The sequence below is a fragment of the Paenibacillus xylanilyticus genome, from assembly GCF_009664365.1.
In the GTDB taxonomy this organism is placed as follows: Bacteria; Bacillota; Bacilli; order Paenibacillales; family Paenibacillaceae; genus Paenibacillus; species Paenibacillus xylanilyticus_A.
Window position 1 is genome coordinate 3,997,359 of record NZ_CP044310.1, and the last position, 23,910, is coordinate 4,021,268.

General features: G+C 44.7%; 22 protein-coding genes. 1 reads left to right on the forward strand and 21 read right to left on the reverse strand.

The window, feature by feature from the left end; translation table 11 throughout:
- Nucleotides 1-61: 61 nt before the first annotated feature.
- The 8 genes from F4V51_RS17580 to F4V51_RS17615 form a co-directional block, all read right to left on the reverse strand.
- Nucleotides 62-736 (reverse strand): GntR family transcriptional regulator, encoded by a 675-nt coding sequence (locus tag F4V51_RS17580; RefSeq protein ID WP_153979043.1) that lies wholly within the window; start codon nucleotides 734-736, stop codon nucleotides 62-64.
- 106 nt (nucleotides 737-842) lie between these two features.
- Nucleotides 843-2,474 (reverse strand): ABC transporter substrate-binding protein, encoded by a 1,632-nt coding sequence (locus tag F4V51_RS17585; RefSeq protein ID WP_153979044.1) that lies wholly within the window; start codon nucleotides 2,472-2,474, stop codon nucleotides 843-845.
- Nucleotides 2,475-2,544: 70 nt separating this feature from the next.
- Entirely contained in the window at nucleotides 2,545-3,414 is an 870-nt protein-coding gene (locus F4V51_RS17590; protein ID WP_095357368.1) for a carbohydrate ABC transporter permease, read from the reverse strand.
- Between the two features lie 12 nt (nucleotides 3,415-3,426).
- The gene (locus F4V51_RS17595; RefSeq protein WP_397332667.1) at nucleotides 3,427-4,356 is read right to left on the reverse strand and encodes an ABC transporter permease; all 930 of its coding nucleotides are present in this window, start codon (nucleotides 4,354-4,356) and stop codon (nucleotides 3,427-3,429) included.
- Nucleotides 4,357-4,939: 583 nt separating this feature from the next.
- Nucleotides 4,940-5,731, reverse strand: coding sequence for an HAD family hydrolase (locus F4V51_RS17600; RefSeq protein WP_153979046.1), 792 nt, complete (start codon nucleotides 5,729-5,731; stop codon nucleotides 4,940-4,942).
- A 27-nt stretch (nucleotides 5,732-5,758) separates the two neighbouring features.
- Nucleotides 5,759-6,271, reverse strand: a complete 513-nt coding sequence (locus F4V51_RS17605) for a hypothetical protein (RefSeq protein WP_153979047.1) — start codon at nucleotides 6,269-6,271, stop codon at nucleotides 5,759-5,761.
- A gap of 127 nt (nucleotides 6,272-6,398) precedes the next feature.
- A complete protein-coding gene (locus F4V51_RS17610) occupies nucleotides 6,399-6,608 on the reverse strand; it encodes a DUF896 domain-containing protein (RefSeq protein ID WP_095357365.1) in 210 nt (69 codons plus the stop codon).
- A gap of 96 nt (nucleotides 6,609-6,704) precedes the next feature.
- Complete coding sequence (locus F4V51_RS17615; RefSeq protein WP_153979048.1) at nucleotides 6,705-7,082, reverse strand: LysM peptidoglycan-binding domain-containing protein; 378 nt, start codon at nucleotides 7,080-7,082, stop codon at nucleotides 6,705-6,707.
- A 296-nt stretch (nucleotides 7,083-7,378) separates the two neighbouring features.
- Between F4V51_RS17615 and lexA the strand changes: the two genes are divergently transcribed.
- Nucleotides 7,379-8,005, forward strand: a complete 627-nt coding sequence (gene lexA / locus F4V51_RS17620; RefSeq protein ID WP_056689962.1) for a transcriptional repressor LexA — start codon at nucleotides 7,379-7,381, stop codon at nucleotides 8,003-8,005.
- Between the two features lie 110 nt (nucleotides 8,006-8,115).
- Here the strand turns inward: lexA and F4V51_RS17625 are convergent, their stop codons facing one another.
- The 13 genes from F4V51_RS17625 to mutL all read right to left on the reverse strand — a co-directional run bounded on the left by F4V51_RS17625 (nucleotide 8,116) and on the right by mutL (nucleotide 23,893).
- The gene (locus tag F4V51_RS17625; RefSeq protein WP_153979049.1) at nucleotides 8,116-9,411 is read right to left on the reverse strand and encodes an aldehyde dehydrogenase; all 1,296 of its coding nucleotides are present in this window, start codon (nucleotides 9,409-9,411) and stop codon (nucleotides 8,116-8,118) included.
- Between the two features lie 244 nt (nucleotides 9,412-9,655).
- Nucleotides 9,656-10,984 (reverse strand): type I glutamate--ammonia ligase, encoded by a 1,329-nt coding sequence (gene glnA / locus F4V51_RS17630; protein ID WP_153979050.1) that lies wholly within the window; start codon nucleotides 10,982-10,984, stop codon nucleotides 9,656-9,658.
- Between the two features lie 128 nt (nucleotides 10,985-11,112).
- Nucleotides 11,113-11,526 carry a MerR family transcriptional regulator gene (locus F4V51_RS17635; protein ID WP_095286436.1) on the reverse strand — a complete coding sequence of 138 codons (414 nt, stop codon included), beginning with the start codon at nucleotides 11,524-11,526 and terminating at the stop codon, nucleotides 11,113-11,115.
- An 82-nt stretch (nucleotides 11,527-11,608) separates the two neighbouring features.
- Nucleotides 11,609-12,862 carry a methionine gamma-lyase family protein gene (locus tag F4V51_RS17640; protein WP_153979051.1) on the reverse strand — a complete coding sequence of 418 codons (1,254 nt, stop codon included), beginning with the start codon at nucleotides 12,860-12,862 and terminating at the stop codon, nucleotides 11,609-11,611.
- 84 nt (nucleotides 12,863-12,946) lie between these two features.
- Nucleotides 12,947-14,230 carry a GTPase HflX gene (gene hflX, locus F4V51_RS17645; RefSeq protein ID WP_153979052.1) on the reverse strand — a complete coding sequence of 428 codons (1,284 nt, stop codon included), beginning with the start codon at nucleotides 14,228-14,230 and terminating at the stop codon, nucleotides 12,947-12,949.
- A 118-nt stretch (nucleotides 14,231-14,348) separates the two neighbouring features.
- Complete coding sequence (locus tag F4V51_RS17650) at nucleotides 14,349-15,320, reverse strand: AAA family ATPase (protein WP_153979053.1); 972 nt, start codon at nucleotides 15,318-15,320, stop codon at nucleotides 14,349-14,351.
- A 108-nt stretch (nucleotides 15,321-15,428) separates the two neighbouring features.
- Nucleotides 15,429-15,992: a ribonuclease FAU-1 family protein gene (locus F4V51_RS17655; protein WP_153979054.1), complete on the reverse strand. Its 564-nt coding sequence runs from the start codon at nucleotides 15,990-15,992 to the stop codon at nucleotides 15,429-15,431.
- 283 nt (nucleotides 15,993-16,275) lie between these two features.
- Nucleotides 16,276-18,984 carry a penicillin-binding protein 1A gene (locus F4V51_RS17660; RefSeq protein ID WP_153979055.1) on the reverse strand — a complete coding sequence of 903 codons (2,709 nt, stop codon included), beginning with the start codon at nucleotides 18,982-18,984 and terminating at the stop codon, nucleotides 16,276-16,278.
- Between the two features lie 170 nt (nucleotides 18,985-19,154).
- Nucleotides 19,155-19,397, reverse strand: a complete 243-nt coding sequence (hfq, locus tag F4V51_RS17665) for an RNA chaperone Hfq (protein ID WP_017687918.1) — start codon at nucleotides 19,395-19,397, stop codon at nucleotides 19,155-19,157.
- A 228-nt stretch (nucleotides 19,398-19,625) separates the two neighbouring features.
- The gene (locus F4V51_RS17670) at nucleotides 19,626-19,853 is read right to left on the reverse strand and encodes a hypothetical protein (RefSeq protein ID WP_153979056.1); all 228 of its coding nucleotides are present in this window, start codon (nucleotides 19,851-19,853) and stop codon (nucleotides 19,626-19,628) included.
- 218 nt (nucleotides 19,854-20,071) lie between these two features.
- Entirely contained in the window at nucleotides 20,072-21,019 is a 948-nt protein-coding gene (miaA, locus tag F4V51_RS17675; protein ID WP_153980753.1) for a tRNA (adenosine(37)-N6)-dimethylallyltransferase MiaA, read from the reverse strand.
- The gene (locus F4V51_RS17680; RefSeq protein WP_153979057.1) at nucleotides 21,003-21,788 is read right to left on the reverse strand and encodes a class I SAM-dependent methyltransferase; all 786 of its coding nucleotides are present in this window, start codon (nucleotides 21,786-21,788) and stop codon (nucleotides 21,003-21,005) included. The genes miaA and F4V51_RS17680 overlap by 17 nt, the downstream gene beginning before the upstream one ends.
- Nucleotides 21,789-21,805: 17 nt before the next feature.
- On the reverse strand, nucleotides 21,806-23,893 hold the full coding sequence (mutL, locus tag F4V51_RS17685) for a DNA mismatch repair endonuclease MutL (RefSeq protein ID WP_153979058.1): 2,088 nt from the start codon (nucleotides 23,891-23,893) through the stop codon (nucleotides 21,806-21,808).
- Between the last annotated feature and the right edge of the window lie 17 nt (nucleotides 23,894-23,910).

Sequence of the window (23,910 nt, forward strand, 5' to 3'; positions counted from 1 at the left end):
ACCCCTGTCCATTTGAACAGGGGTTTGTTGCGGTTTGGATCATTATACAACAATAGATTAATTATATGAAATAATGAGGATACTTTGCTTTGACCGTCTCCTGTTCAACGACGACAAGTCTAAGGTGAGCTTCCATCACCTTCATCGCTTGTTCTGTTTGGCGCTCCTTGATGAGCTGGTAGATTTCCTTGTGTTGGGAGATAATAATTTCGGAATTAATGTCATCGGACAAGCGAAGGATACGCAGACGATTAAACGGAATGTTAAGCTGCTGAAGCATTTTCCACGTTCTCATCTTTCCAGTTCCCTGAAACAGGATCTGATGAAACTCCTCATCCAGCTCAAACAGTCGATAGAAGTTATTCTTATCCATGCACACTTCCTGCATAGCGATATTGGTTTCCAATCTGAATTTGAATTCTTCTGCAAATGAGGCACATGCCAGCGCTACAATTTCCTTTTCTATTTTTTCTCGCATAAATCTGCCTTCTTCCACATGCTCCAGATTAATATGCGAGACGATTGTTCCACTCTGCGGAATAATATCCAAAAGTTCCTCTTCAGCAAGCTTCATGAAAGCTTCGCGAACTGGAGTTCTGCTGACCTCAAGTTCGTCCGCTATTTCTTTCTCTGAAATCTTCGTACCAGGCTCAAGCTCAAGGTGCAAAATTCTTTCCTTTATCAGCTCGTATGAATAAGCCCGGGTCGAACCTCTAATCTTTTGATTAAGTGACATTCCTTAACCTCTTCCTCTCAGCCGTATTCATTCATCTTAGCATAAATTGCCGTTTCACTAAAATGAGCTCAGCGAAACGGCAATCGTTTAAACTTTGTCTATCATGTTACTGCTGTTTGTTCTCTTTATACTTTTTGTACGTATCGTTGGAAATCTGCAAGTACTGAGACAACCCTTGTCCTTCCAATTCCTGTACAAATGCATCGAACTCGTCAAGACTGCGTTCACCCAGAATAAATTTAAGGGTATTTTGGTCCGAGTAGTCCTTAAGTGGAGTACTAAGCAATGTCACCTGTTCACGGTCAAGATCTGAGTACGGGATTGGAGGTTCAGCAGGAATAACTTCCTTGGTATCCTTCATGTCCTGCTGGAATTTCAATTCTTCTTCACTAAACATGGAGTGCAGCAGATCTGTTGTTCCACCGTAAGCAAACACGCCACCAGAGAAACCGTAATCAATACGCAGATCTTTTGTGCCTTTAGGATTCAATCCATTATAGTTCACATCATCCGCAAGCTTGCGAACCCCATCCTGTTTCGTGTAGGTCTCTCCTTCAAATCCCCATTTGGCGAATTCCTGTCCTTCATCACTGTAGTATAACCAGTCAATAAATTGCATTGTTGCTTTGAAATTTTCACTATCTTTGATTTTACCGGAAATCATGACACCGTTTTCAAGTCTCGATCCAGACATTAATTGTCCTTTCGGACCACCCGGAACCGTAATTTTAGCAATGGAGAATTTTCCTTCACCCAACGTTTTATTCATATCATTGCGATGCAGCACTAACGTTTGAGAGTTACCGTTAATGATAAACGACTTGCCAGAGACAAATTTTTGTGTCGCTTGATCATCATCTTGAGTGAAACTTTCCTTGTCCAGCAACCCTTCTGACACCATTTTGTTGAAGTAGGTCAGCATTTCTTTGTACTCAGGAGTAGTGGATGTATATACGAATTCATCCTTGTCTTCCTTATACGTAAGACCATTGCCGAAACCCCAACCGCCCTTGGTTCCAAAACCAGCAGCCGCAATATTTAATGTACTGTTAAATTCAAATCGGTCCGAGAACGGAATCGAATCTGGGTAGATCTCTTTCAACTTCTTGGCAGCATCATATAGTTCATCCCATGTCGTTGGGATAGGAATGTTGTTTTCCTCGAAGACATCCGTTCTAACAATCAGTGTATAGTCTGGCCATACTTCTTCATGCAAACCAGGGAGAACATAATACTTCCCATCTTCCTGACGGAGACTCTCCAGTTCATCCTCAAGTCCCCATTTCTCTATCTTGTCCTTGAAATTAGGCATCAAGTCAACATAGTCACTTACGGGTAATATGGCTCCAGAAGATACGAAGGCAGATTCTTCACCCGGATAGGTTTTAGGGATTACGAGAGGTGCATCTCCCGAACTAATCAAAAGAGATCTTTTTTGCGGATAGTCAGACATCGGTACAATGGTAGGATCCAAGGTCACACCCGTCAGCTCGGTGATTTTTTGGAAAAGCAACCAATCTTTCTTGTATGGATAAGCTGGCTGATCACTATAAAGTATGGATAAGTTGAATGGCTCCGAGGCTTTAAACGTGTCACCCACTCCGTAGGACTCCATAGCCCCTTTGGATTCAGGTTCGGCCTTCTCGGTTCCCGCTCCGCTGCTGCATGCTGCCAAAACGACACTCATCATTGTTGCCAAAACCATCTTGCCTACAAGCTTGCGTGGTCTCTTTTTCATTCCATTGTCCCCCTGCATGTGGTTTAGATTGGCCTTGCGTCTAAGAGATGTTCACTATATGCACTTGGAATTACTGCTTAACAGATCCCAACATGATACCGGTTACAAAGTATCTTTGCACAAACGGATAGATCGTAAGGATTGGAAGAATCGTAAGTACCATCGTTACCGACTTGATATTGGCTGAGATTTGAGTCAAATTATCAGCCGACGCTCCAGCAGAAGCTCCTCCTGTTGCACCTGCAATCATGTTCCGCAGATAAATGGTCACAGGGAACAGTTCCTTTTTGTCGAGATACAGGAATGCCGGGAACCATGAGTTCCAGTGTCCCACTGCGTAGAACAGAACCATTGTAGCCATTACAGCCTTACTTAACGGCAATATGATACGAAGTAAAATACCATATGTGTTCAAACCATCGATGGCTGCAGCTTCCTCCAGCTCCTCGGGCATGTTTTCGAAAAATGACTTCATAATTAACATGTTATAAATGCTGATGGCTCCAGGTACAACTAACGCCCACATCGTATTGTTCATGCCAAGGGAATTAATCAGGACATAGTTTGGAATCAATCCGCCACTGAAAAACATGGTGAACACGGCAAACATTGTCCAGAACTTGCGTCCCATTAATCTCCTTTTAGAAATCGCATACGCGAATATGGTTGTCATAAACATGGAGATCAACGTACCTACCACAGTGTAGATAACCGTATTTTTATAATTGGTCCAGAACATGCTGTCACGCGAGATGGTCTTGTAGGTTTCCACATTAAAACCGCGCGGGATGATGCTGACTTTCCCTGAATTGATATAGGATTCGCTACTGAAAGACTGTGCTACAACATTCAGGAATGGATAGAGTGTGATGAACACCACAAGCAGCAAAAAGATGGTGTTAAATACTTTGAAGACTTTGTATGATTTTGATTCCTGCATGTTATCCCTCCTTTACCACAAGCTTCGTTGTGTTAGTCTGCGTGAGATTGCATTTACTGAGAATACCAAGATCAGTCCGATGAGTGATTCGAATAATCCAATCGCAGTCGCGTAACTGAAGTTGCTGGATTGCAAACCTACACGATACAGATAAGTGGAAATCACGTCCGATGTATCATAGATAAGCGGATTGTAAAGGAGGAGAATTTTCTCAAATCCAACAGCAAGAAAATTACCCATATTCAGAATTAACAAAGTAACAATCGTTGGCAAAATGCCTGGTATGGTTACATGGATCGTCTGTTTCCAGCGATTCGCACCGTCAATCCGTGCAGCTTCATACAAAGAATCATCGATTGTCGTTAATGCGGCAAGATACAAAATGGCTCCCCAGCCCATGCCTTGCCAAATTTCAGAGCTTATATAGATCGTTCTGAACCATTCGGCGCGCTGCATAAAGGGAATATTGTCTCCAGTAAAGAATGCAACCAAGCCATTAATGGATCCATTCACTGCCGTTAGTTGCAAAATCATACCGGCTACGATAACGATCGATAAGAAATGTGGCAGATAGGATGCAGTCTGAACGAACTTTTTGAAGCGTTTACTTTTTACTTCATTCAAAAGCAGCGCAAAGATAATGGGAACCGGGAATGTGAAGAGTAATGCAAGCCCGCCCAGTATGAGTGTGTTTCCAAATACCTTCCAGAACGTTGGGTCTTGAACGAACATCTGAAAATACCTTAACCCAACCCAAGTCTCACCAAAAATGCTGCCTCCCGGTACAAACCTTCTAAAGGCTATCACATTACCAATCATCGGTCCGTATTTAAAAATAATCAGATAGATCACTGGAAGTATTAATAGTGAATACAGCTGCCAATCTTTGCGGAGTAAGGCTCCAGCCGTTCTTAACCTGCTTTCTTTGCGTAATGAGGTCATCGTAAGCGTGGTTTTAGCAGTTTCTGACTTCATATCTGATTCACTCCGATCAAATAAACTTTATAAAATCAAAAGTACTTCATGACAACTCCCATCTTCACTTCTTTCTATCGAAGACCTTGCAGAAAATTTCACCCCCACTGCATAATAGACACTCGGTAATGTAAGCGATATCAATTTAAACTAATGTTAATGGATACACTTAGGTTCAGATTGTTATCTTATTGCTCAATCTCACGGGTACCTGTTGTATTCCAAAAATTAATATTTCCCAAAACTATGTAAAGCGCTTACAATATACATGAAAATAATAAAGCGATAGCTTCTGACTCCATAACCTGGATATGTCAAAAGTTAACTGCTTTAAGGATTCCCATACTAGTCATACTAGTATGTTAGTTATATTCTAAAACAGTGCTTCCTACATTTCAATACTTTTTTTATTTATTTTTGATATTTCTTCACTATACTGCTGTTATTAAGCTTCAAACAAACAAAAAAACATTGATACCCGTGAATGATTTTGCATCATTCACCCAGGCTATCAATGTTTTAAAATGCACCATTGTCAATTCTGAAATAATCAGAAATTAGCAATAATACGATCTAATTCTGATAAGTGCTTAATCTCATGATCAGGTACATACGACTCCGAGTTCACTTTGTTCTCCCGATTAATCCAGACAGCCTGGATTCCTGCTGACAAAGCTCCGCGGATATCCGTCGTGAGTTTATCTCCAACCATCAAACCTTCTTCTGGTTTTACCCCAAGTTTGCTGAGTGCATGTTCAAAGATAGACGGATCCGGTTTTCCTTTTCCAAAAGTACCCGAGATGATGATCTCATCGAAGAAAGGAGCCAGTTCAGGCACACCATCCAACTTCTCTTGCTGCAGAGCAGGACACCCATTCGTCAAGAGCAGCAGTTTGAATTTCCCCTGTAAGTGACGTAAAGTGTCCATTGTTTCCTCATATACATGAGGTCTGGATCTTCGCTCTGCTCCAAATTGCGAGGCAAGACGTTCAGCCAAATCTTCACGGTCCACTCCCAGCTTCAATAAGCCACGACGCCAGGACTCCTTACGATATACAGGGGCAAGCTGCTCCAATTGACGGAATTCCGGCTGGTCACCACCAGTAAAATTAGCCCAAAGTCCTTCAAACGGATTGATACCAATCATTTTGGTAAATGGAAAGGTTTCATATGATTCATATAGACTACGAGCTTCATTACGAACAGCTTCTTCCAATGCCTCAGCATCAACGCCGGTTTCTTGTGAAGCAAGCAGGCAAGTTTCGTGAAATGCTTCACGCACACTGCGTTCATCCCACAATAAAGTATCATCCAGGTCGAACAAAATCGCTTTTAATGCCATTCCGATCATCTTCCCCTTTGTGAATAATTACTTTTTCTCGTCTGTTTCTACAGTAATCTGATGTGCTTTGGCAAATTTCAGAAGTCGTTCAGTAATGGCATCTGTGTCATAGCGGTTCAACAGTTTAGTGAACACCCATCTTTTGCCACGGCTGTTATGTTCGATAACTACCGTTCCCTGCTCAAATCTAAACTTAACGATGTCATCTACTCCAATGGAGCGTTCCCGATTCCCTTTGGTTGTTATAATCCGGTTGCTCCCGATTTTAATGTAAGGACGACGAAGCATAAAAATCACAGCCAAAAACACATACAAAAGCATCGTTACCCAGTCCCATGTTGTCATCGGAGCTTTAACAAGAAATGTGCTCATAAACAGATACAAAAACGCAAGTCCAATGAGGAAAATAGGAAACAGAAGACTGCGTCCTTTGAAAATGTCCTCACCGGGCGTACCCGAAATCGGTTGACCATTTTTTTTGCGTTGCTGATTCAACTGCTTTGAATTTTTCCGAACCGTTCTCTCGAACGAACGAGCCATGAGAATCCCCCTTATGTCATCTTTGTATCGGCTTACAAAAATCGTAAACCGACATTCCCCCTATAAATTTGCATTCTCAAAATAAAAGGAAGAAACCTAAATATCATAATGATATCTTTAGGTTTCCTTAGTGTTTGAGTTTGCCTTGGTGGCCTTGATCTTTCTCATCATCTACAATTTCAATGGAATCCAGTTGCTGTCTGAAGTTGCTGCGGATGTTGTTTAAGTAAATTTCTCTAAGTTTAGCACGTTCGGCAAGTTCTTCCTCTGAAAGTCCAGTGGACTTTTGTTTACGAGCCAATTCGTTAATGCGTGCTACCAGGCTATCTATATCCAATCTTGTCCCCTCCAAAAATACAAAGTCATACTAACTTTGACATGATCGAGGCGGCTTGTCAAGGCTGCTACTTACTCGCTCGAATGAATCATGGTATTAACGTGTAAACTGAGGCAAAATCAGGACTTGTCCAGCTTGAATTGAAGTGGTTTGAAGCTGATTCACTTTCTTAATTGCTTCTATATATATACGCGTATCCATATTTTCCGGTTTATGCTCCAATGACACGCTCCACAGCGTTTCACCCTGGGACACTGCTATTTTGCTGCCAGGAAGAACATTATTCTCGTCTCCTGCAAACACAGTCAATACAGTGCTGCAGCCAATAAATATAATTAATGATGCCATAATCATCTTTAACATCCATGTTGGCATCTTAGCTTTTGCAAACCAGTTCTTAAAGTTACCTATGTTAGACTTGACCGCTTCCGAGTTCACCGGTTCGTAAATACTTTGATAAGTGGAATATCTCATAATTTATCGTCCTCCAAACGTTTGTTCCTATCTGTTAAAATCAATATAACACGAACACTTGTTTTGTACAACAGATTTTTAGAACAATTGTTCGCTTTATTTCAAACCCCTTATTTCCCGAAATTTTCTAGGTGAATCCAAATCAAATACTACTATTCTATTCACTTGATGCACTAGACAAAGAAATCACTCAAAAACATTGGTTTTTCGGGATTTTATTTAGAACTTATGTTTGTACGAACGGAGGTTCTATGTTATAATTTTCCCAAACGTTACTAAAATGGGGTTGATACGGTATGTCGAAGATATCCAGCAGGCAGCAAGCTATTCTGGAGTTTATACGCAATGAAGTCCGGTTGAAGGGATATCCTCCTTCCGTACGTGAGATTGGAGAAGCGGTTGGACTGGCTTCCAGTTCTACGGTTCATGGACATCTGGACCGCTTGGAGAAGAAAGGTCTCATTAGACGTGACCCTACTAAACCGAGAGCCATTGAGTTGTTAAGCCAGGAGGAATCAGAACACTCCCATCAGTTTGCACACAGTGTTGCTCGCATTCCCGTCGTAGGTAAAGTCACTGCAGGGGTACCGATTACCGCAACTGAGAACATCGAGGATTACTTCCCGCTACCAACACATTATGTTGGAGAACAGAAAGTATTTATGCTCTCTGTTGTTGGTGACAGTATGATCGAAGCAGGGATCGTCAATGGAGACTACGTTATCGTGCGCCAGCAGCAAACAGCAGATAACGGAGATATTGTCGTTGCGATGACTGAAGATGACGAAGCTACAGTTAAAACTTTCTACAAAGAGAAAGACCACATTCGTCTACAGCCTGAGAATGCAACATTTGAACCACTTCGTTTAAAACATGTTAGCATTTTGGGTAAAGTGATTGGCCTTTTCCGTGATATTCACTAGTCTTTCTTCCACAGCAAGTCAGATGAAACGTAACGACTAAAAGAGGTTGCCCTGTTCAATAGGACAACCTCTTTTTTCGCTATTCAGTCGGCTTTGCTAACTTCCATTTCTTATCGTTTGAGAATGCTTTTGTGATGGGAGAACACTTCAAAGCTTTGCTTACCATGATATGACCCCATACCACTCTCTCCTACACCGCCAAACGGTAAAAAATGTGAAGTCATATGAGACAACGTATCATTAATGCATCCTCCACCGAAGGACACTTGATCCAAAACCTGATTCTGCAGCTCCTCTTGCTCCGTGAACAGGTATAGCGCCAGCGGTTTGGGACGGTGCACAATCTCAGCGAGCAGAGGATTAAGATCCTCGTAAGTCATTACCGGCAAAATGGGACCGAATATCTCCTCTTGCATCACAGGTGAACCCCAGTCCACATTTCCTACCAAGGTAGGTTCAATCAGCAGCTGATCCCGATCAGAGCGACCACCAATCAGAGCATGACCACCTTCTAAGAAAACAGATAGTCGATCAAAGTTACGTGTGTTGACGATATGCGGAAAATTAGGATTTCCCATTACATCTCTACCGAATTTATCTTGAATCTCTGCACCAATCTCTTCAAGCAGTTTATCGTGTACGTCTTGATGTACAAGCAAGTAATCCGGAGCAACGCAGGTCTGACCAGCATTCAAGAACTTGCCACGAACGATCCGCTGGGCTGCCAACTGCAAATCCGCGTCTTTATGAACAATTACAGGGCTTTTACCACCCAATTCAAGCGTCACCGGGGTTAGATGCTCAGCTGCTGCTTTCATGACGATGCGGCCAACACCTGTGCTACCCGTAAAGAAAATATAATCAAACTTCTCTTTCAACAAGGCTGTGCTGGTTTCGACTTCACCTTCCATGACTGCTACATATTCCTTAGGGAAAATATCCGTAATCAGGTCGTACGTCAGACGTGACACTGCCGGCGTTAATTCAGAAGGCTTAATAACAGCACAGTTACCCGCCGCAATTGCTCCAATCAAAGGACCAAAGCCCAATTGGAACGGATAGTTCCATGGTGCAATAATGAGAGCAACTCCATAAGGTTCTGGATAGATCGTGCTTGTACCATCAGGTATTACAGCACTTGTAGGCACTGCTCTAGGCGCCGCCCATTCCTTAAGATGTTCTAGTGCAAAATCCAGTTCACCCAAAACGATGCGAATTTCAGAGTTATACGCCTCTGTTTCCGATTTATTCAAATCTGCATGCAGTGCGTCCAAGATCCGTTGCTGATATTTCTCTATCCCTTGTCTTAGTTGCTGAAGAGCATTAATCCGATACTCGATATTTTTAGTTTGTCCTGTATAAAAGAATGCCCGCTGATTTGCAACGAGTTGTTTCACTTGATCCATATAAACATCTCCAATTAATGATTTAAAATTAAATTGCTAAAAATATAATTGAATTATAACTTGTTTATATGGAATTATCAACATATCAAAATATCTTTTCTTTGGAAAATATGTATCTTCTCTATTCCTATTATATGTATACTATTAAACGTTGCTATTTTTTTAAGAATATTACACACCGCTGTCCCATTATGTTATCCATCAAAAAAAGCCCTTGGCACTATTGCGCCAAGGGCTCTCCATACTAGTACAGCGTGATATATTGATCGCGTTCCCATTGGTGGACTTGTGTACGGTACATATCCCACTCAATTTCTTTCAACTCGTAGAAGTGAGCCAGGGCGTGATCGCCAAGTGCATCACAGATGACTTCGCTGCGGATCAATTCGTTCAAAGCTTCTTTCAGGTCAGCTGGCAAGCTTGGAATGCCTTCTTCCACACGCTCTTCTTCTGACATAATGTAGATGTTACGGTCAATTGGAGCTGGTAAGGAAAGCTCACGTTTGATTCCGTCCAGACCTGCTTTCAATAAAACAGCCAAAGCCAAGTAAGGGTTAGCAGCCGGATCCGGGTTACGAACCTCTACACGTGTACTCAAACCACGGGAAGCTGGAATACGGATCATTGGGCTACGGTTACTGGCGGACCATGCTACATAACAAGGGGCTTCATAACCTGGTACAAGACGTTTGTATGAGTTCACAGTTGGGTTAGTAATTGCTGCAAACGCACGCGCATGCTTCAGCGTTCCAGCCATGAAGTGACGTGCAGTTTTGCTGAGACCCAGCTCGTCCGACTCGTCAACAAATGCGTTTGCACTGCCTTGGAACAACGATTGGTTGCAGTGCATACCGGAACCGTTCATACCAAACAATGGTTTTGGCATAAAGGTCGCATGTAGACCATGCTGACGTGCAATCGTTTTAACAACGAGTTTGAACGTTTGGATCTGGTCAGCAGCTTTAAGCGCATCAGCATATTTAAAGTCGATCTCATGCTGACCTGGAGCTACCTCATGGTGGGAAGCTTCGATCTCAAAGCCCATTTCTTCAAGTGTGATAACGATGTCACGACGACAGTTTTCACCAAGATCTGTAGGCGCCAGGTCGAAATATCCACCTTGGTCATTCAGTTCATTAGTCGGGTTTCCTTTTTCGTCTGTTTTGAACAAGAAGAACTCTGGTTCAGGACCGACATTGAAAGAAGTGAATCCCATTTCTTCGGCTTCCTTCAGGTTACGTTTCAAGATGCCGCGTGGATCTCCAGGGAATGGGTTGCCATCCGGCAAATAAACATCACAGATTAGGCGAGCAACACGGTTCTCAGCTACCCAAGGGAAAATCAGCCAAGAATCGAGATCCGGATAGAGGTACATGTCGGATTCTTCAATACGCACATAACCTTCAATGGAAGAACCATCAAACATCATTTTGTTATCCAAAGCCTTATTCAATTGGCTTACAGGAATTTCAACGTTTTTGATAGCTCCAAGCAAGTCGGTAAATTGCAATCGAACGAACCGTACGTTTTCTTCTTTAGAGATGCGGAGAATGTCTTCTTTTGTATAACTCACGATACCTCTCCCTTTCTTTTCTGCTTATTTGGCTTGCATGTTATATTTGTACATTAGAAAGTTCCACGGGTCAAGGAGTCTGCCATCACAACTGCATGATTTCCCCTCACTCGCCAAGTTATGCGAACTTACTTTTTATTAAAAAATCGGGAAAGCTCTCCCTGAATGAGAGATACTTGTCCAGGTCTCTTACCCGAAACCAGCTGTTGCTTCAATAAACGGTGCAGCTGTGTATCCGACAGTTCTCTGCGCTTCACTTCTGTATCTGCGGTGATGACTGTCGCTTCTTCGGATTCCTTGGATACCGGATTCATAACCTGCTTGATGCCGGCAATATTAACACCTTTTTCGATCAAAGCCTTGATCTCCAGCAATCGTTCTACGTCATTAAAGGAAAACAAACGTTGGTTACCTGACGTTCTTGCCGGTACAATCAAGCTGTGCTGTTCATAATATCGAATCTGACGAGCGGACAGATCCGTAAGTTTCATAACAATACCTATCGGGAATAAGGCCATATTTCTGCGAATTTCGTCACCCATGTTCATCAACCTTCCAGTCATCTATTCTTCACCCTATTGTACATTTAGTTATTACTAAGTGTCAATGACGTGTTAGATAAACTCACAATAATTTACGATCTTTCATTGTCTGGAGCGCCATCAAAACGCCATATTTAACATGAGAGTAGGTTAATCCCCCCTGCATGTAGCCGATATATGGCTCTCGAATAGGCGCATCCGCTGACAACTCCAGGCTTCCGCCCTGTATAAACGTACCTGCCGCCATAATGACAGGATGTTCATAACCAGGCATGTCCCATGGCTCTGGAACGACATGACTATCCACTGCAGCAGCCCGCTGAATCCCCTGTACAAAAGCGATCAGATGCTCCGCGGAGGAGAACTGCACAGCTTGGATCAAATCCGTGCGTGTCTCATTCCAAGCAGGTTTGGTTACAAATCCCGAAGCAGCAAACATTGCAGCGGCAAAGGTACTGCCCTTGATGGCTTGTCCCACAATTGTCGGCGCCATGTAAAGTCCCTGGTAGATCCCACGGGTCGTTCCCAACATGGCACCAACCTCACTACCTATGCCAGGTGCAGTCAAACGATACGCTGCCAATTGTACATATTTTTCCTTCCCGCATATGTAACCCCCGGTTTCAGCAAGGCCTCCGCCAGGGTTTTTGATTAGTGAACCTGCCATCAGATCTACCCCGACCTCTGTCGGTTCGCGTTTCTCCGTAAATTCGCCATAACAGTTATCCACGAATACGATCACATCTTCTTTGATTGCCTTGACCCGTTTTACCATATCTGCGATCTCATCAATACAGAAGGAAGAACGCCAGTCATATCCGCGTGAACGTTGGATCCCTATCACTTTGGTTGTGGCAGTAATATTTCCTTGAACTGCGTCCCAATCGACACTGCCATCTGCCAGCAAAGCGGTTTCACGGTATCCTATGCCAAAGTCCCGAAGAGATCCAGTTCCATCCTCCGGACTTCCAATGACTTTGTGCAATGTATCATAGGGTTTACCTGTGATGTATAACAACTCGTCACCTGGGCGCAGAACGCCAAAGAGCGCGGTAGCTATCGTATGTGTACCTGAGGCAAAATGGGGACGAACCAACGCGGCTTCTGCGCCAAATACGTCCGCATATACTTCATCCAGCACTTCCCGGCCACGATCGTTATATGCATATCCCGTTGAACCAGCGAAATGATAATCACTGACTTGTTTTCGTTGAAACGCATCAATGACCTTCCACTGGTTGTAATCCGTAATACCGTCAATCATTTTCATCTGTTGTTCAATCTGGGCCTCAACTTGTTGTTGCAGCTCCACAATCTTTGTATCCAAACTTGCCATCTTACTTCATTCCCCTTCATTGCACTAATCTAACGCATAATATCGATTATCGTGTCAACTTACCATACCAATATGTCATGTATATTACAATTCAATGAAATCTTCAAGTAAATAACCGAATTTTTCATATTCCCCTTTTTGCAGCTCCACTTGATAGATCACATCATTTTCTTCAAAAGTGGTTTCAACAACATCTCCAACCTTATAAAGAACAGATGTAAGATCTCCCCGCTCTGCAGGAATACGGAACCGCTTCGTATCACCCGTCAGTTCTTCCTGAATCCGCTCCCGAATCTTCAGCAGGTCAGCTTCATCCAGTGCACTTACCTTCATATGGTCTTTATCCAAAGGAAGCATTTCCAGCTGCTCCGGTGTACATGCATCTTTTTTGTTATAGAGCACCAACTGAGGCTTATCGCCAGATCCAAGCTGCTGCAGAATTTCATGCACAGTTCTCATCTGATCTTCCCGCATTGCAGATGATGCATCTACAACATGCAAAATCAGATCGGCTTCATTCACTTCCTCCAATGTTGCACGGAAAGCAGCAATCAGATCATGTGGAAGGTTTTGAATAAATCCTACGGTATCCGTAAGTACAATTTCTTTACCGCTTGGAAGCTCCATCGTACGTGAAGTTGGATCCAACGTAGCAAACAGCTGATCCTGAATATATACATCAGCAGCAGTTAATTGTTTAAGCAATGTGGATTTACCTGCATTCGTATACCCTACAAGTGCAACCTGTACAATGCCTGTCTTTTTACGACGCTCGCGATGAAGTTTGCGGTGGCGTGTAACCTCTTCCAGGTGCCGTTTCAGATCATCAATGCGACCCCGGATATGACGGCGATCCGTCTCCAGCTTGCTTTCCCCCGGTCCACGTGTCCCGATTCCCCCTCCAAGCCGTGATAGGTTTTTGCCATGACCCGATAATCGTGGAAGCAGATAGCTAAGTTGGGCCAATTCAACCTGAATGATACCTTCTCTTGTATTTGCACGTTGGGCGAAAATATCCAGAATCAACTGGGTACGGTCGATAATTTTGAGATCCAGTGCCTCTTCCAGGTTACGAACCTGAGCTCCAGACAGCTCTTGATCAAATATCGCAGTGGTTGCGCCCAATTCCTCTGCGATCGCACGTAGCTCCTCGACTTTACCTTTTCCGATAAACCACTTCGTATCTCGCGTTTCACGGTTTTGAGACAATACACTCAGCACCTCAACACCTGCAGTCTCTGCAAGCTTCACCAATTCCTCCAAAGAGTACTCCGGATTAATGCCTGAACGCTTTACTTCATCTGTAATCAAACTCACTAAAACAGCGCGGTCTTTCTTGACTTGATCTGTATCATGGGTAACTGTCATATTCAATGTGTCCTCCTTCTCAAACTCAGCTTCATCTATTACGGTTATTGTTCCCTCATAGCGTACTTTAAGCCGAACCGGTTAACCCGGCCGGCTGCTCCAAAAAAACCATTATCGCTTACTTTCGCTCAAACTTCAAATCCTCTGTTCGAATCGACATCAGTTCCAATTTTCCCGGACTGCCTTGAGTATACTGTTCCAGCAATCGAACCGCCTGATGGCGTATGGACCGCTCAATTGCATTTCGAACGTACCTAGCATTGCTGAAGGCATGTAGAGATTCATTCTTCTCCTGCAGCAAATGCTGCTTCAGCTTCAGGATGGTCTGTGGCATTAAAATATAATCTCGCTCTTTTGCCATAATCTCTGAAATCTGTATCAACTGATCTATACTGTAATCCGGAAATTCAACCTGAATAGGAAAACGGGATGGTAATCCCGGATTAGTCTGTAGAAAGAAATCAATTTCTTCAGAATACCCTGCCAAAATCAAAATGAATTGATTTTTATGATCTTCCATGGATTTTACAAGTGTATCAATAGCTTCCTTGCCAAAATCCTTCTCGCCACCGCGAGCCAAGCTGTATGCCTCGTCGATAAACAAGATGCCTCCAAGTGCCTTCTTCACCAGATCGCGCGTTTTCTGGGCCGTATGTCCAATATACTCTCCGACCAGATCGGCCCGCTCCACCTCAATAAGGTGCCCTTTGCTGAGCACGCCCATCTTTTGGAACAGCTTTGCTACAATCCGCGCAACCGTGGTTTTCCCGGTCCCTGGATTTCCTTTGAAAATCATATGATACACATGTGCTCCACTGATCAGGCCTGCCTCAGAACGCATCTGGGCTATTTGTAAAAACGCATAGATTTCAAATACAAGATCCTTGATATTTTCCAGCCCAACCAACTGCTCGAGCTCACCTTGAATCTCCTGAAAATGGCTGTGCTTGGCTAATCCCTTTACTGCCTGAAGTGGTGTCTCCTCTTCCTTTGCCAACATCTGAGGCTCTTGGTTACGCAATACAACATTAATTTGTCTGGATGGTCTGCCTCCCGGTTGCCCTCCTGCAGCCATGACCCGTCCGTTCATTCGCCATCACCTCTATTTTATCGGGCTGATCTCTCCTGATTATTAATGTATTCTATCAGATGCTCCAATATTAGAAGGATGACGAAGTAATTCTCTGCTTGTCAAAACTCAGATTTGAACGTTTTTGCGAAACTCCCCGTTTTCAAACAAGGTCTGCCGATGCTTCAATGATAGTTGAAAATAAGGAAACACATGAGCATCAATAGCATGCAGCAATTCCTTGGCCGTTCGGTTAGCCAGATCATAATCGCCGGTGGTAATATGCTTGCGCGAAAGAGCATCTTCAAGCTCATCTTCATCCAGCAAAAATACCTCTCCATCTTTCAGGACAACTACATCGAGATAGAGATCATCAAACCAGGGAACCCCCTGATCCGTTATGCCCTGGCTTCGACAGGTATCAATGTACCATTCAACGATTCGTTGCTGATCGTCAAACATGGCCGTCACCACGAAATGCTCTCCCTTCGGATAATACTGCAGCCATGAGTACCCTTTATCTGCGATGCAAAACGTACTCCCCCCATAGGTTTTCCACAAGGGTTCTTTCAAATCCTGTATGGTATACAACGTAATGTAACCTGTAAAAACTTTGGATTGTACGAACCGGCATGTAAATTGTCGGTTCGTAATCCGGCGCCAGTTCGCGCGGTCCCCGAATTTCCGTTTCATACGAACCCCTCTTTGCCGACTACAGGTCCTTGACCTGTTCTCATATTGGTGAACACTGAATAACGTCCGCACAGCCGATTCCATGACTTACGAATCAGTTTTGCACAACGTATTACGATAGCTACAGCTTACCATATTTAAGTTATACACTCAAAATTAAGCTTTGCCTCAACAATTAATCGTTATGAATGGAGTTAAAATATCGCTGTCTAAAACAAAAAACCTGCTTCACCGATCATTCGGGAAGCAGGTTAAGAGCTGCGTTAATGATATTCAGTTGAAGTTAACCATCGTTTCCGGTCTGCGTTTCAACAGAGCCATCATTTTCACCTGTGTTGCTTTCTGTTCCGGCATCCGGCGGAACAACTTCACCAGGAGTGTTAACCGAACCATCGCCTGATCCATCATTGTTCCCACCAGGGTTGGTATTTCCCGTTCCAGGGGATGTATTTCCATCACCAGACTGGCCGTTTCCTTGCCCCGGCCCTCCATTATTACCATTACCGTTGCCATTCCCGTTACCGTTATTGCCGTTGTTTCCATTACCATTTCCGTTGTTGCCATTATTTCCATTACCATTTCCGTTGTTTCCGTTATTCCCATTGTTTTCACCTGAATTCCCATTATCCGGTGAACCGTTATCCGGATTCTCGGTACCAGGCTGTTCCGTTCCCGGATCCGTTCCTGGGTCTGTACCCGGTTCTGGATCCACTGGGTCGATTTCCTGCGCCTCAATCATAAGTGAGATTGTATTGGAAGGATCCGTTTCAAGTCCAGAGGCCAGATCAAAGGCAGTAACATAATACTCATATGTCAAGCCTGGAAGTGCACTTAGATCCTGTGCACTCGTCGATCCCACTGAATCAATCAGATGGGTGAATTGTGCTTCGGACGTCTCTTTCCGATAGATACGATATTGAGTATTCGCATCTCCTGTTCCTGTCCAGTTAAGCGAAACCGTCTGAGAATTCGGATCATACGCTCCGCTTAATCCACTAACCGATAATTGCGGCTGCTCCGGCTGCGTTTCTTCCGGTGGTGGTGCCTGTTGACCTTTAGGTGCTTCAAAGTCCTTCACAGGTACACCCTTCAGTGCATCAGTCATGACTTTGGCGAAGAAAGCAGCAGACAGCTTACTGCTGTTTTTGAGCATATGCGTTGCGTCCGGATTATCATATCCCATCCAGACTGCAGCAGTCCATTCAGGTGTATACCCGACAAACCATACATCACGGTTTGCACTGTTGCCAGCGATGCCGCTCTGCACCGTACCCGTTTTACCTGCTACCGGGCGATCCAGTCTTGCGGATCGTCCTGTACCATCATTGACTACGTTTTGGAGCATCTGTGTCAATGCGTAAGCATTTTGTTCACTCATGACACGTGTCGTGTCTGACTTGTCATGCTTGTAAACGGACTTATCAGAGCTGTCCTTGATCTCCTTGATCGAGTAGGCCTCTTGATATTCACCGAGGTTGGCAAATGCACTATAAGCTTGTGCCATTTCAAGGGTATTTGTGCCTTTGCTCAGACCCCCCAGAGCGATCGCGAGGTTTTTATCCTCATCGGTAAGCTGAATGCCTACACTCTTGGCAAACTGTACGCCTGTATTAACACCTATTTTATCAAGCAGCCACACGGCAGGAATGTTCTCCGACTTCGTGATAGCCTCGGTCATACTTATTGTTGAAGAGTATCCATGCAAGTTTCCCGGGCAATAATTGCCAAAGCACTGCTTCTGATTACTCAGCGGCGAATTGGCGTTATAGTCGCCAGACTCCAGTGCAGGCGCATACGATACGATGGGCTTGAATGCCGATCCTGGTTGTCTGCGGCTCTGTGTTACCCGGCTGTACCCTTTCGTTTGATAGTCACGTCCACCCAAGAGAGCAACCAGACTACCATTTTCATGGTTCATGATAACCATGGATCCTTGAACCTTCTGGTCGTCTTTGCTTTCCTCAAATAAACTGTCATCCGAGAAGGCACTTTCCATCGCCGTCTGGGCCTGAGCATCCATGGTTGTATAGATCTTGTATCCACCGATGTTCAGATCATCTTCTGTTTTGCCTGTTACACGTTCTGCTTCACGAAGAACATAATCAATAAAGGCTTGATATTTTTGCTCTTTTTCCGGTGGTGTATAATCGTAATCCACCGCTTTCGCTTCATCCATTTCTGCCTTCGTAATGTAGCCTTGTTCGTACATCAGCTGCAGCACCACACCGCGGCGTGCTTTGGAATCGTTCGGATTGCTCAGCGGGTTGTAAGCGGATGGCCCTTTAGGCATCGCTGCCAGCGTGGCAATTTCCCACAGATCAAGGTCCTCAAGCTTATCCTTGCCAAAATAAAATTCCGATGCAGCCTTTATACCATAACGCTGATGACCGAAGAAGATTCGGTTCAGGTACATGGTCAGAATCTCGTCTTTTGTGTACTTGCGCTCCAAAGCCATTGCAATGGATACTTCCGTCGCCTTCCGGAAGAATGTTTTGTCACGGGACAGGAACATGTTTTTCGCAAGCTGCTGGGTTAGCGTACTGCCGCCCTCAACCATGGAACGGGCCATGATGTCTTTTACAGCTGCACGTCCGATGGACCAGATATCCACACCCTGATGCTCATAGAATCGTCTGTCCTCTGTTGCCACAAAAGCTTCCTTTACCAATTCAGGAATCTCATCTTCATCCACTGGTTCCAGCTTCTGAATCGACAGCTCCCCCATTAATTGGCCATTGCGATCATATACTTTCGATGTCTCATTAATTGTTGTTTTGTCCATATTGGCTGTAAGCAGCCGCTCACCACTGACCATGATGAACAGATACCCGCCAAGTGCACAAAAGATGGCGATTGCCATAGTGAAAAACAGTGTCCACCCAACGCGTTTACCCGTAATTTTTTTCTTTTTAGAGGTCTTAGGCTTCGCTTTCTTGGGTGACTTGTTATTGTTGTTGCGATTGTTAGACCTCGACAACGGATCGTTTGGCATGTTACCTCCTGACTCCCTTTCGGTTGCTCAATTTCTATTTGCCTGTAAAGGCTAATGCTTATCATAACCCTTTTTTGCCCGGAATGAAAAGAACAACCCTTGTTAAGGTTGCTCTGCTTCAATTCCTATACTTGTAGACGAAATGGTTGTAGAAAAGGTTTCGTAATTTTTTAAGCTTCGCCGCTGTTATCCTGCTGCATCAGCGATACGCTGCGTTGCGGCGTGAACGTGGAGATGGCGTGCTTATAGACCATTTGCTGGCGTCCGTCGCTGTCAATGACGATCGTAAAATTGTCAAATGCCTTGATCGTTCCACGGATTTGAAAGCCGTTGGTCAGATAGACCGTAGCAGGAATGTTTTCTTTCCGCAGTTGGTTCAAGAACGTATCTTGGATGTTGATGGACTTGTTCATTAGCCGTACCCCCATTGGTTCATTTGAATTCGTGTTTAAGATAGTATTCAATATCGCTGAGTAGCTTTCGTGCTATTATATCATGAACAGTTTCATATAATCCACAAAAACCCCTTGTCTACTAAATTGCATCTCGGAATCAGCCTGACGTGCAGTTAGAAGACTTATCCATTATACACCGCTTGTCTAAAATGCAAAAGAGGGACAAAATCATCGTTTTAGAGCGCTTTATTCCTGCCCCTCCTGGTCAACCAACGGGTTAGCCAATGCTTTTGTTAACGGAATTTTCTGCCGTTCTTTTCGATCATGAATCAGCATTTTCAGGTATGTATTGGTATTGGACAGAACGATAATCACCCAAATTAGGGCAATAAGACCCAGAATGGCAACGGCAACTCCAAATAATCCTGAAAAAAATAGATATAAGCTTGTTCCTCCACTCACACTTGAGTCCATTCAGATTCCTCCTTTCTCATTTGAACACATTGTCAATGTCTCATGTTGTTATGTGTTTTCATCTTAATGATATTGTTATTTTTTTACAATCATTTTATGAACTAGATCCCTTTATTTTCTATGTTTTGTACTCAAAACAAAAAACCTCTACTCTTTTTTAAAATCAAGAGATAGAGGTTCAAACGTCCCATAAGGGACGTATTTCACACATTTCGCAATCATTTAAACTTTTGATGAATTAATGCACATACCCGCTCATAGTTCCCTGCGAAATCTTCGGTATCTGTCATATCCACCCATTCAATGTCCTTCATATGCCGGAACCAGGAAAGCTGGCGTTTGGCAAATCGGCGGGTATCCCTCTTCAGCCATTCGACCGCAGCATCCCAGCTGACTTCGCCTTGAAGATAGGCCGCAATTTCCTTGTAACCCAGTCCCTGCATGGAGATATGTCCTCTGGCCACACCGCGTTCCAGCAGTGACTTCACTTCTTCTACCAAACCTTGCTCAATCATCAGGTCAATACGTTCTTCAACCCTTGCGTAGAGCTTTTGACGATCCATTGTTAAACCAATAATACTCAGATCGTACGGGGATTCTTTCTTCTGCGACGCCAGTTGTTCAGATAACTTTTCCCCTGTCAGGTGGTAAATCTCAAGAGCCCGAACAATTCGCCGCTGGTCGTTCACATGCAGCCGATCCGCACTAATTGGATCTATTTCCCTCAGCTTGTCATGCAGCGCCTGAGCACCGTGTAACTCGGCATAGCGGAACTGTTCCTCCCGAAAAGCCTCATCTGACCCGCTTTCCGAGAATTGAAATCCGTAACAGACCGACTCTACATACAGACCCGTTCCGCCAACAATAAAGGGAAGTTTACCACGATCCTGTATTTCACTGATCAGCCGGGTACAGCTCTCCTGAAATTCTGCAACCGAGTATGGATATTCCGGTTCATGGATATCAATAAGATGGTGGGGCACTCCCTTCATCTCTTCACGGGTAATCTTGGCCGTCCCGATGTCCATTTCACGATAGACCTGCATCGAATCTCCCGAAATAATTTCGCAATCAAACGCTTGTGCGAGCTCGATACTCATCCTTGTTTTGCCTACTGCTGTCGGTCCAACCAGTACAAGCAGTTTAGGTTTAGCTTCCGCTTTCAACATTTATCACTCCGTACAGTGTTTTTGCATTGGCGCGATCCAGCACCTCGAATCCGAGCCTCGTAAACTCCGCGCTGCCGCGCTTTTCTTTCATCACAACCCGCTTGCGGGCTACCCGTTTGGCCTCCAAGATACTTTGAATATCCAGTGCATGGGAGTTTGCATAATCCCGCAAGGGCTGAATCGCACTTGAATCCATCATCGGCTCGCGGAACATGGGGTCGAAGTAGACTGTGTCGCAGCTTCGATCCGGCATAGAACGAAGAAGATCCAGATGATTGGCGTGTCTTAACTCAATTCTGCGAAAGGCTTCATCGACTTCGGGCTGATTACTCTCGTAATAGGACATTCCCTCAACCAACAGTGTATAGAGCTGCAGAGAGCTCTCACAAGCAATAACCCGACCCTGTTTACCTGCTGCGACGGAAAATACCAGTGCATCCGTACCTAACCCGGCTGTACAATCAATGATGGTATCTCCTTCAAGTACAGCTCCCGCTTCCAGCATAGGATCGGGCTCTCCCCGCAATACACGCTTCGCGCGTACGAATCCCATGCTTGGATGGAATTCAAGCTGAGGCGCATTCTTGCGATACAAGCGCGCCTTGCCCTGAAGCACGACAAGAATTTCGTTAACTCCATATTTTTCAATCAGCTTGGGCAAAGACTTTTTATTGCGCGGCACATAGATGCCACCCGTCGTTTCCGCGAGCTTACGCGCGCGTTCCACAAGCGATGGCGCCTCTGTATCACCGGTTGTAATATACATAACTTCCTCCTAAACAGCTACATGACCCGTTTGAATAATTTCTCCAGATCATAGGTTGAAAATGAAACGACTATTGGTCGCCCGTGTGGGCAAGTATAGGGCTGCCTGCAGGAACCGAGTCGCTGAATGAGTGTCTCCGCTTCCTGTTCTGTCAGCTTCTGATTGGCTTTAATCGAGGCTTTGCAGGAGCACATGATGGAAGCAGCTTCCCGCATTTTACCCACATCAATGCTGCGCTCGCTGAGCACCCATTCAGACATTTCCTCAATAATATCCTTCTCGTCCCCTTTGGGAAACCAGTACGGATGGGAGCGCACACGAAATGTCTGTCCACCGAAATGCTCCAGATAGACCCCAGCCTGTTCAAACCAGGCCAGCCTGGACTTGAGTTTTTCCGTTTCGGACGGTGTAAACTCCAGTGTGATCGGCAGCAAAAGCTCCTGTGAAGCTTGAGCAGGATTGCCAAACTTTTCATAATAATACTCATAATTCACCCGTTCATGAGCGGCATGCTGATCAATCAAATAGAGGCCATCTTCATTCTGGGCAATTAGATACGTACCATGATGCTGACCGATCAAGCTGAGCTCAGGGAATGCTGGCAGCGTCGCATCCGACTTCACTGCTGCTGCCAGCTTCGCAGTATCAGGTAAACCTGAACCCTTCCAGCTGCGCTCCATATTGGAACGATTTGAAGCTTGATATGACGGCCGGTTTTCTCTAACTGGAGCATTCACGTTGGTTGGTCGATATGTCGGCGCTGTGTCCTGAGGTGGCACCGCGCGTTCATCTGTCTGAACCCGTTCATCAACAACAATAGCTTGAAACGGATTTATCGGGTTGAGCTGATCTGGCGGAGGAGCGTCCGGCAAGGGAACTACCTCTGAGAAGAGTTCCGCAGCCTGTCCTGGTTGAATATCAGCGGGAGCATCCAGATCGTCCTCTTCCATGGCCGTGTTTCCTGGCACATGGGTGTTATTCTTTTTGGAATGTGCACTCCCATCCTCTATCGCTGGCTCATCCTTGTATGGTCCTCTCGGAAACAGAAACTGTTCCTGTATAAATGAACTATCGTCTCCACGTCGGATCTGCTGTTTGGTCACTTGAGGTATAAGCACTTCCTGCCGCAGAATTCCCCGCACTGTCGTTTCAATAAATTCATACAACTCGGCTTCCTTGCTGAATCGCACTTCCAGTTTTGCCGGATGAACGTTTACATCCACCAGGGATGGATGCATCTCAAGCTGCACCACAACAAGCGGGAATCGATTGATTGGCAGTAACGTGTGATACGCTTTAAGAATGGCTTGATTAAGACCATAATTGCGAATAAATCGACCATTCACAATCGTTGACATGCCGCCCCGATTGGCCCGTGTCCATTCCGGAAGACTGATTAATCCACTTACCCGATAATCCAGATTCTCGCCCTGGATGGGCAGCATGGCTTTGGCTGCACTTGTACCGTAGATTGCTGCCACCACCTGAAGCAGATCACCGTTTCCGAGCGTTTGCAGCAGCACATTGGCATTATGCCGCAGCGTAAAGGAAATATGCGGATGAGACATGGCCATCCGGTACAGCACATCAGAGATATGTCCCAGCTCGGTTTGGATCGTTTTCATATATTTCAGGCGGGCAGGAGTATTATAAAATAATTCTTTGACGACAAACTCTGTCCCTTGCGGTGAAGCAGCATCCTCATGTGTACACAGTTTGCCACCCTCAATCACAATCCGGCGCCCCCGGCCGTCGTCACCGCTAGCCGTTAGCACTTCGACCTTGGAGACAGCCGCGATACTCGGCAGCGCCTCTCCCCGAAAACCAAGACTTGTGATCTGGAAGAGATCACGTCCGTGCGTAATTTTGCTCGTTGCATGACGATAGAATGCTGTTTCCAGATCGTCGGGTTCAATGCCTGAACCGTTGTCTTTCACACGAATGCTGAGCAATCCGCCCTCTTCAACGGAAACTTCAATTTTGGTAGCCCCTGCATCCACGGAGTTCTCCAGTAATTCCTTAACAACCGAAGCAGGCCGTTCAACCACTTCACCTGCTGCAATCTGGTTGGCAATATGTTCGTCAAGGACATGTATTTTCGCCACAGGTTTCCCCTCCCATC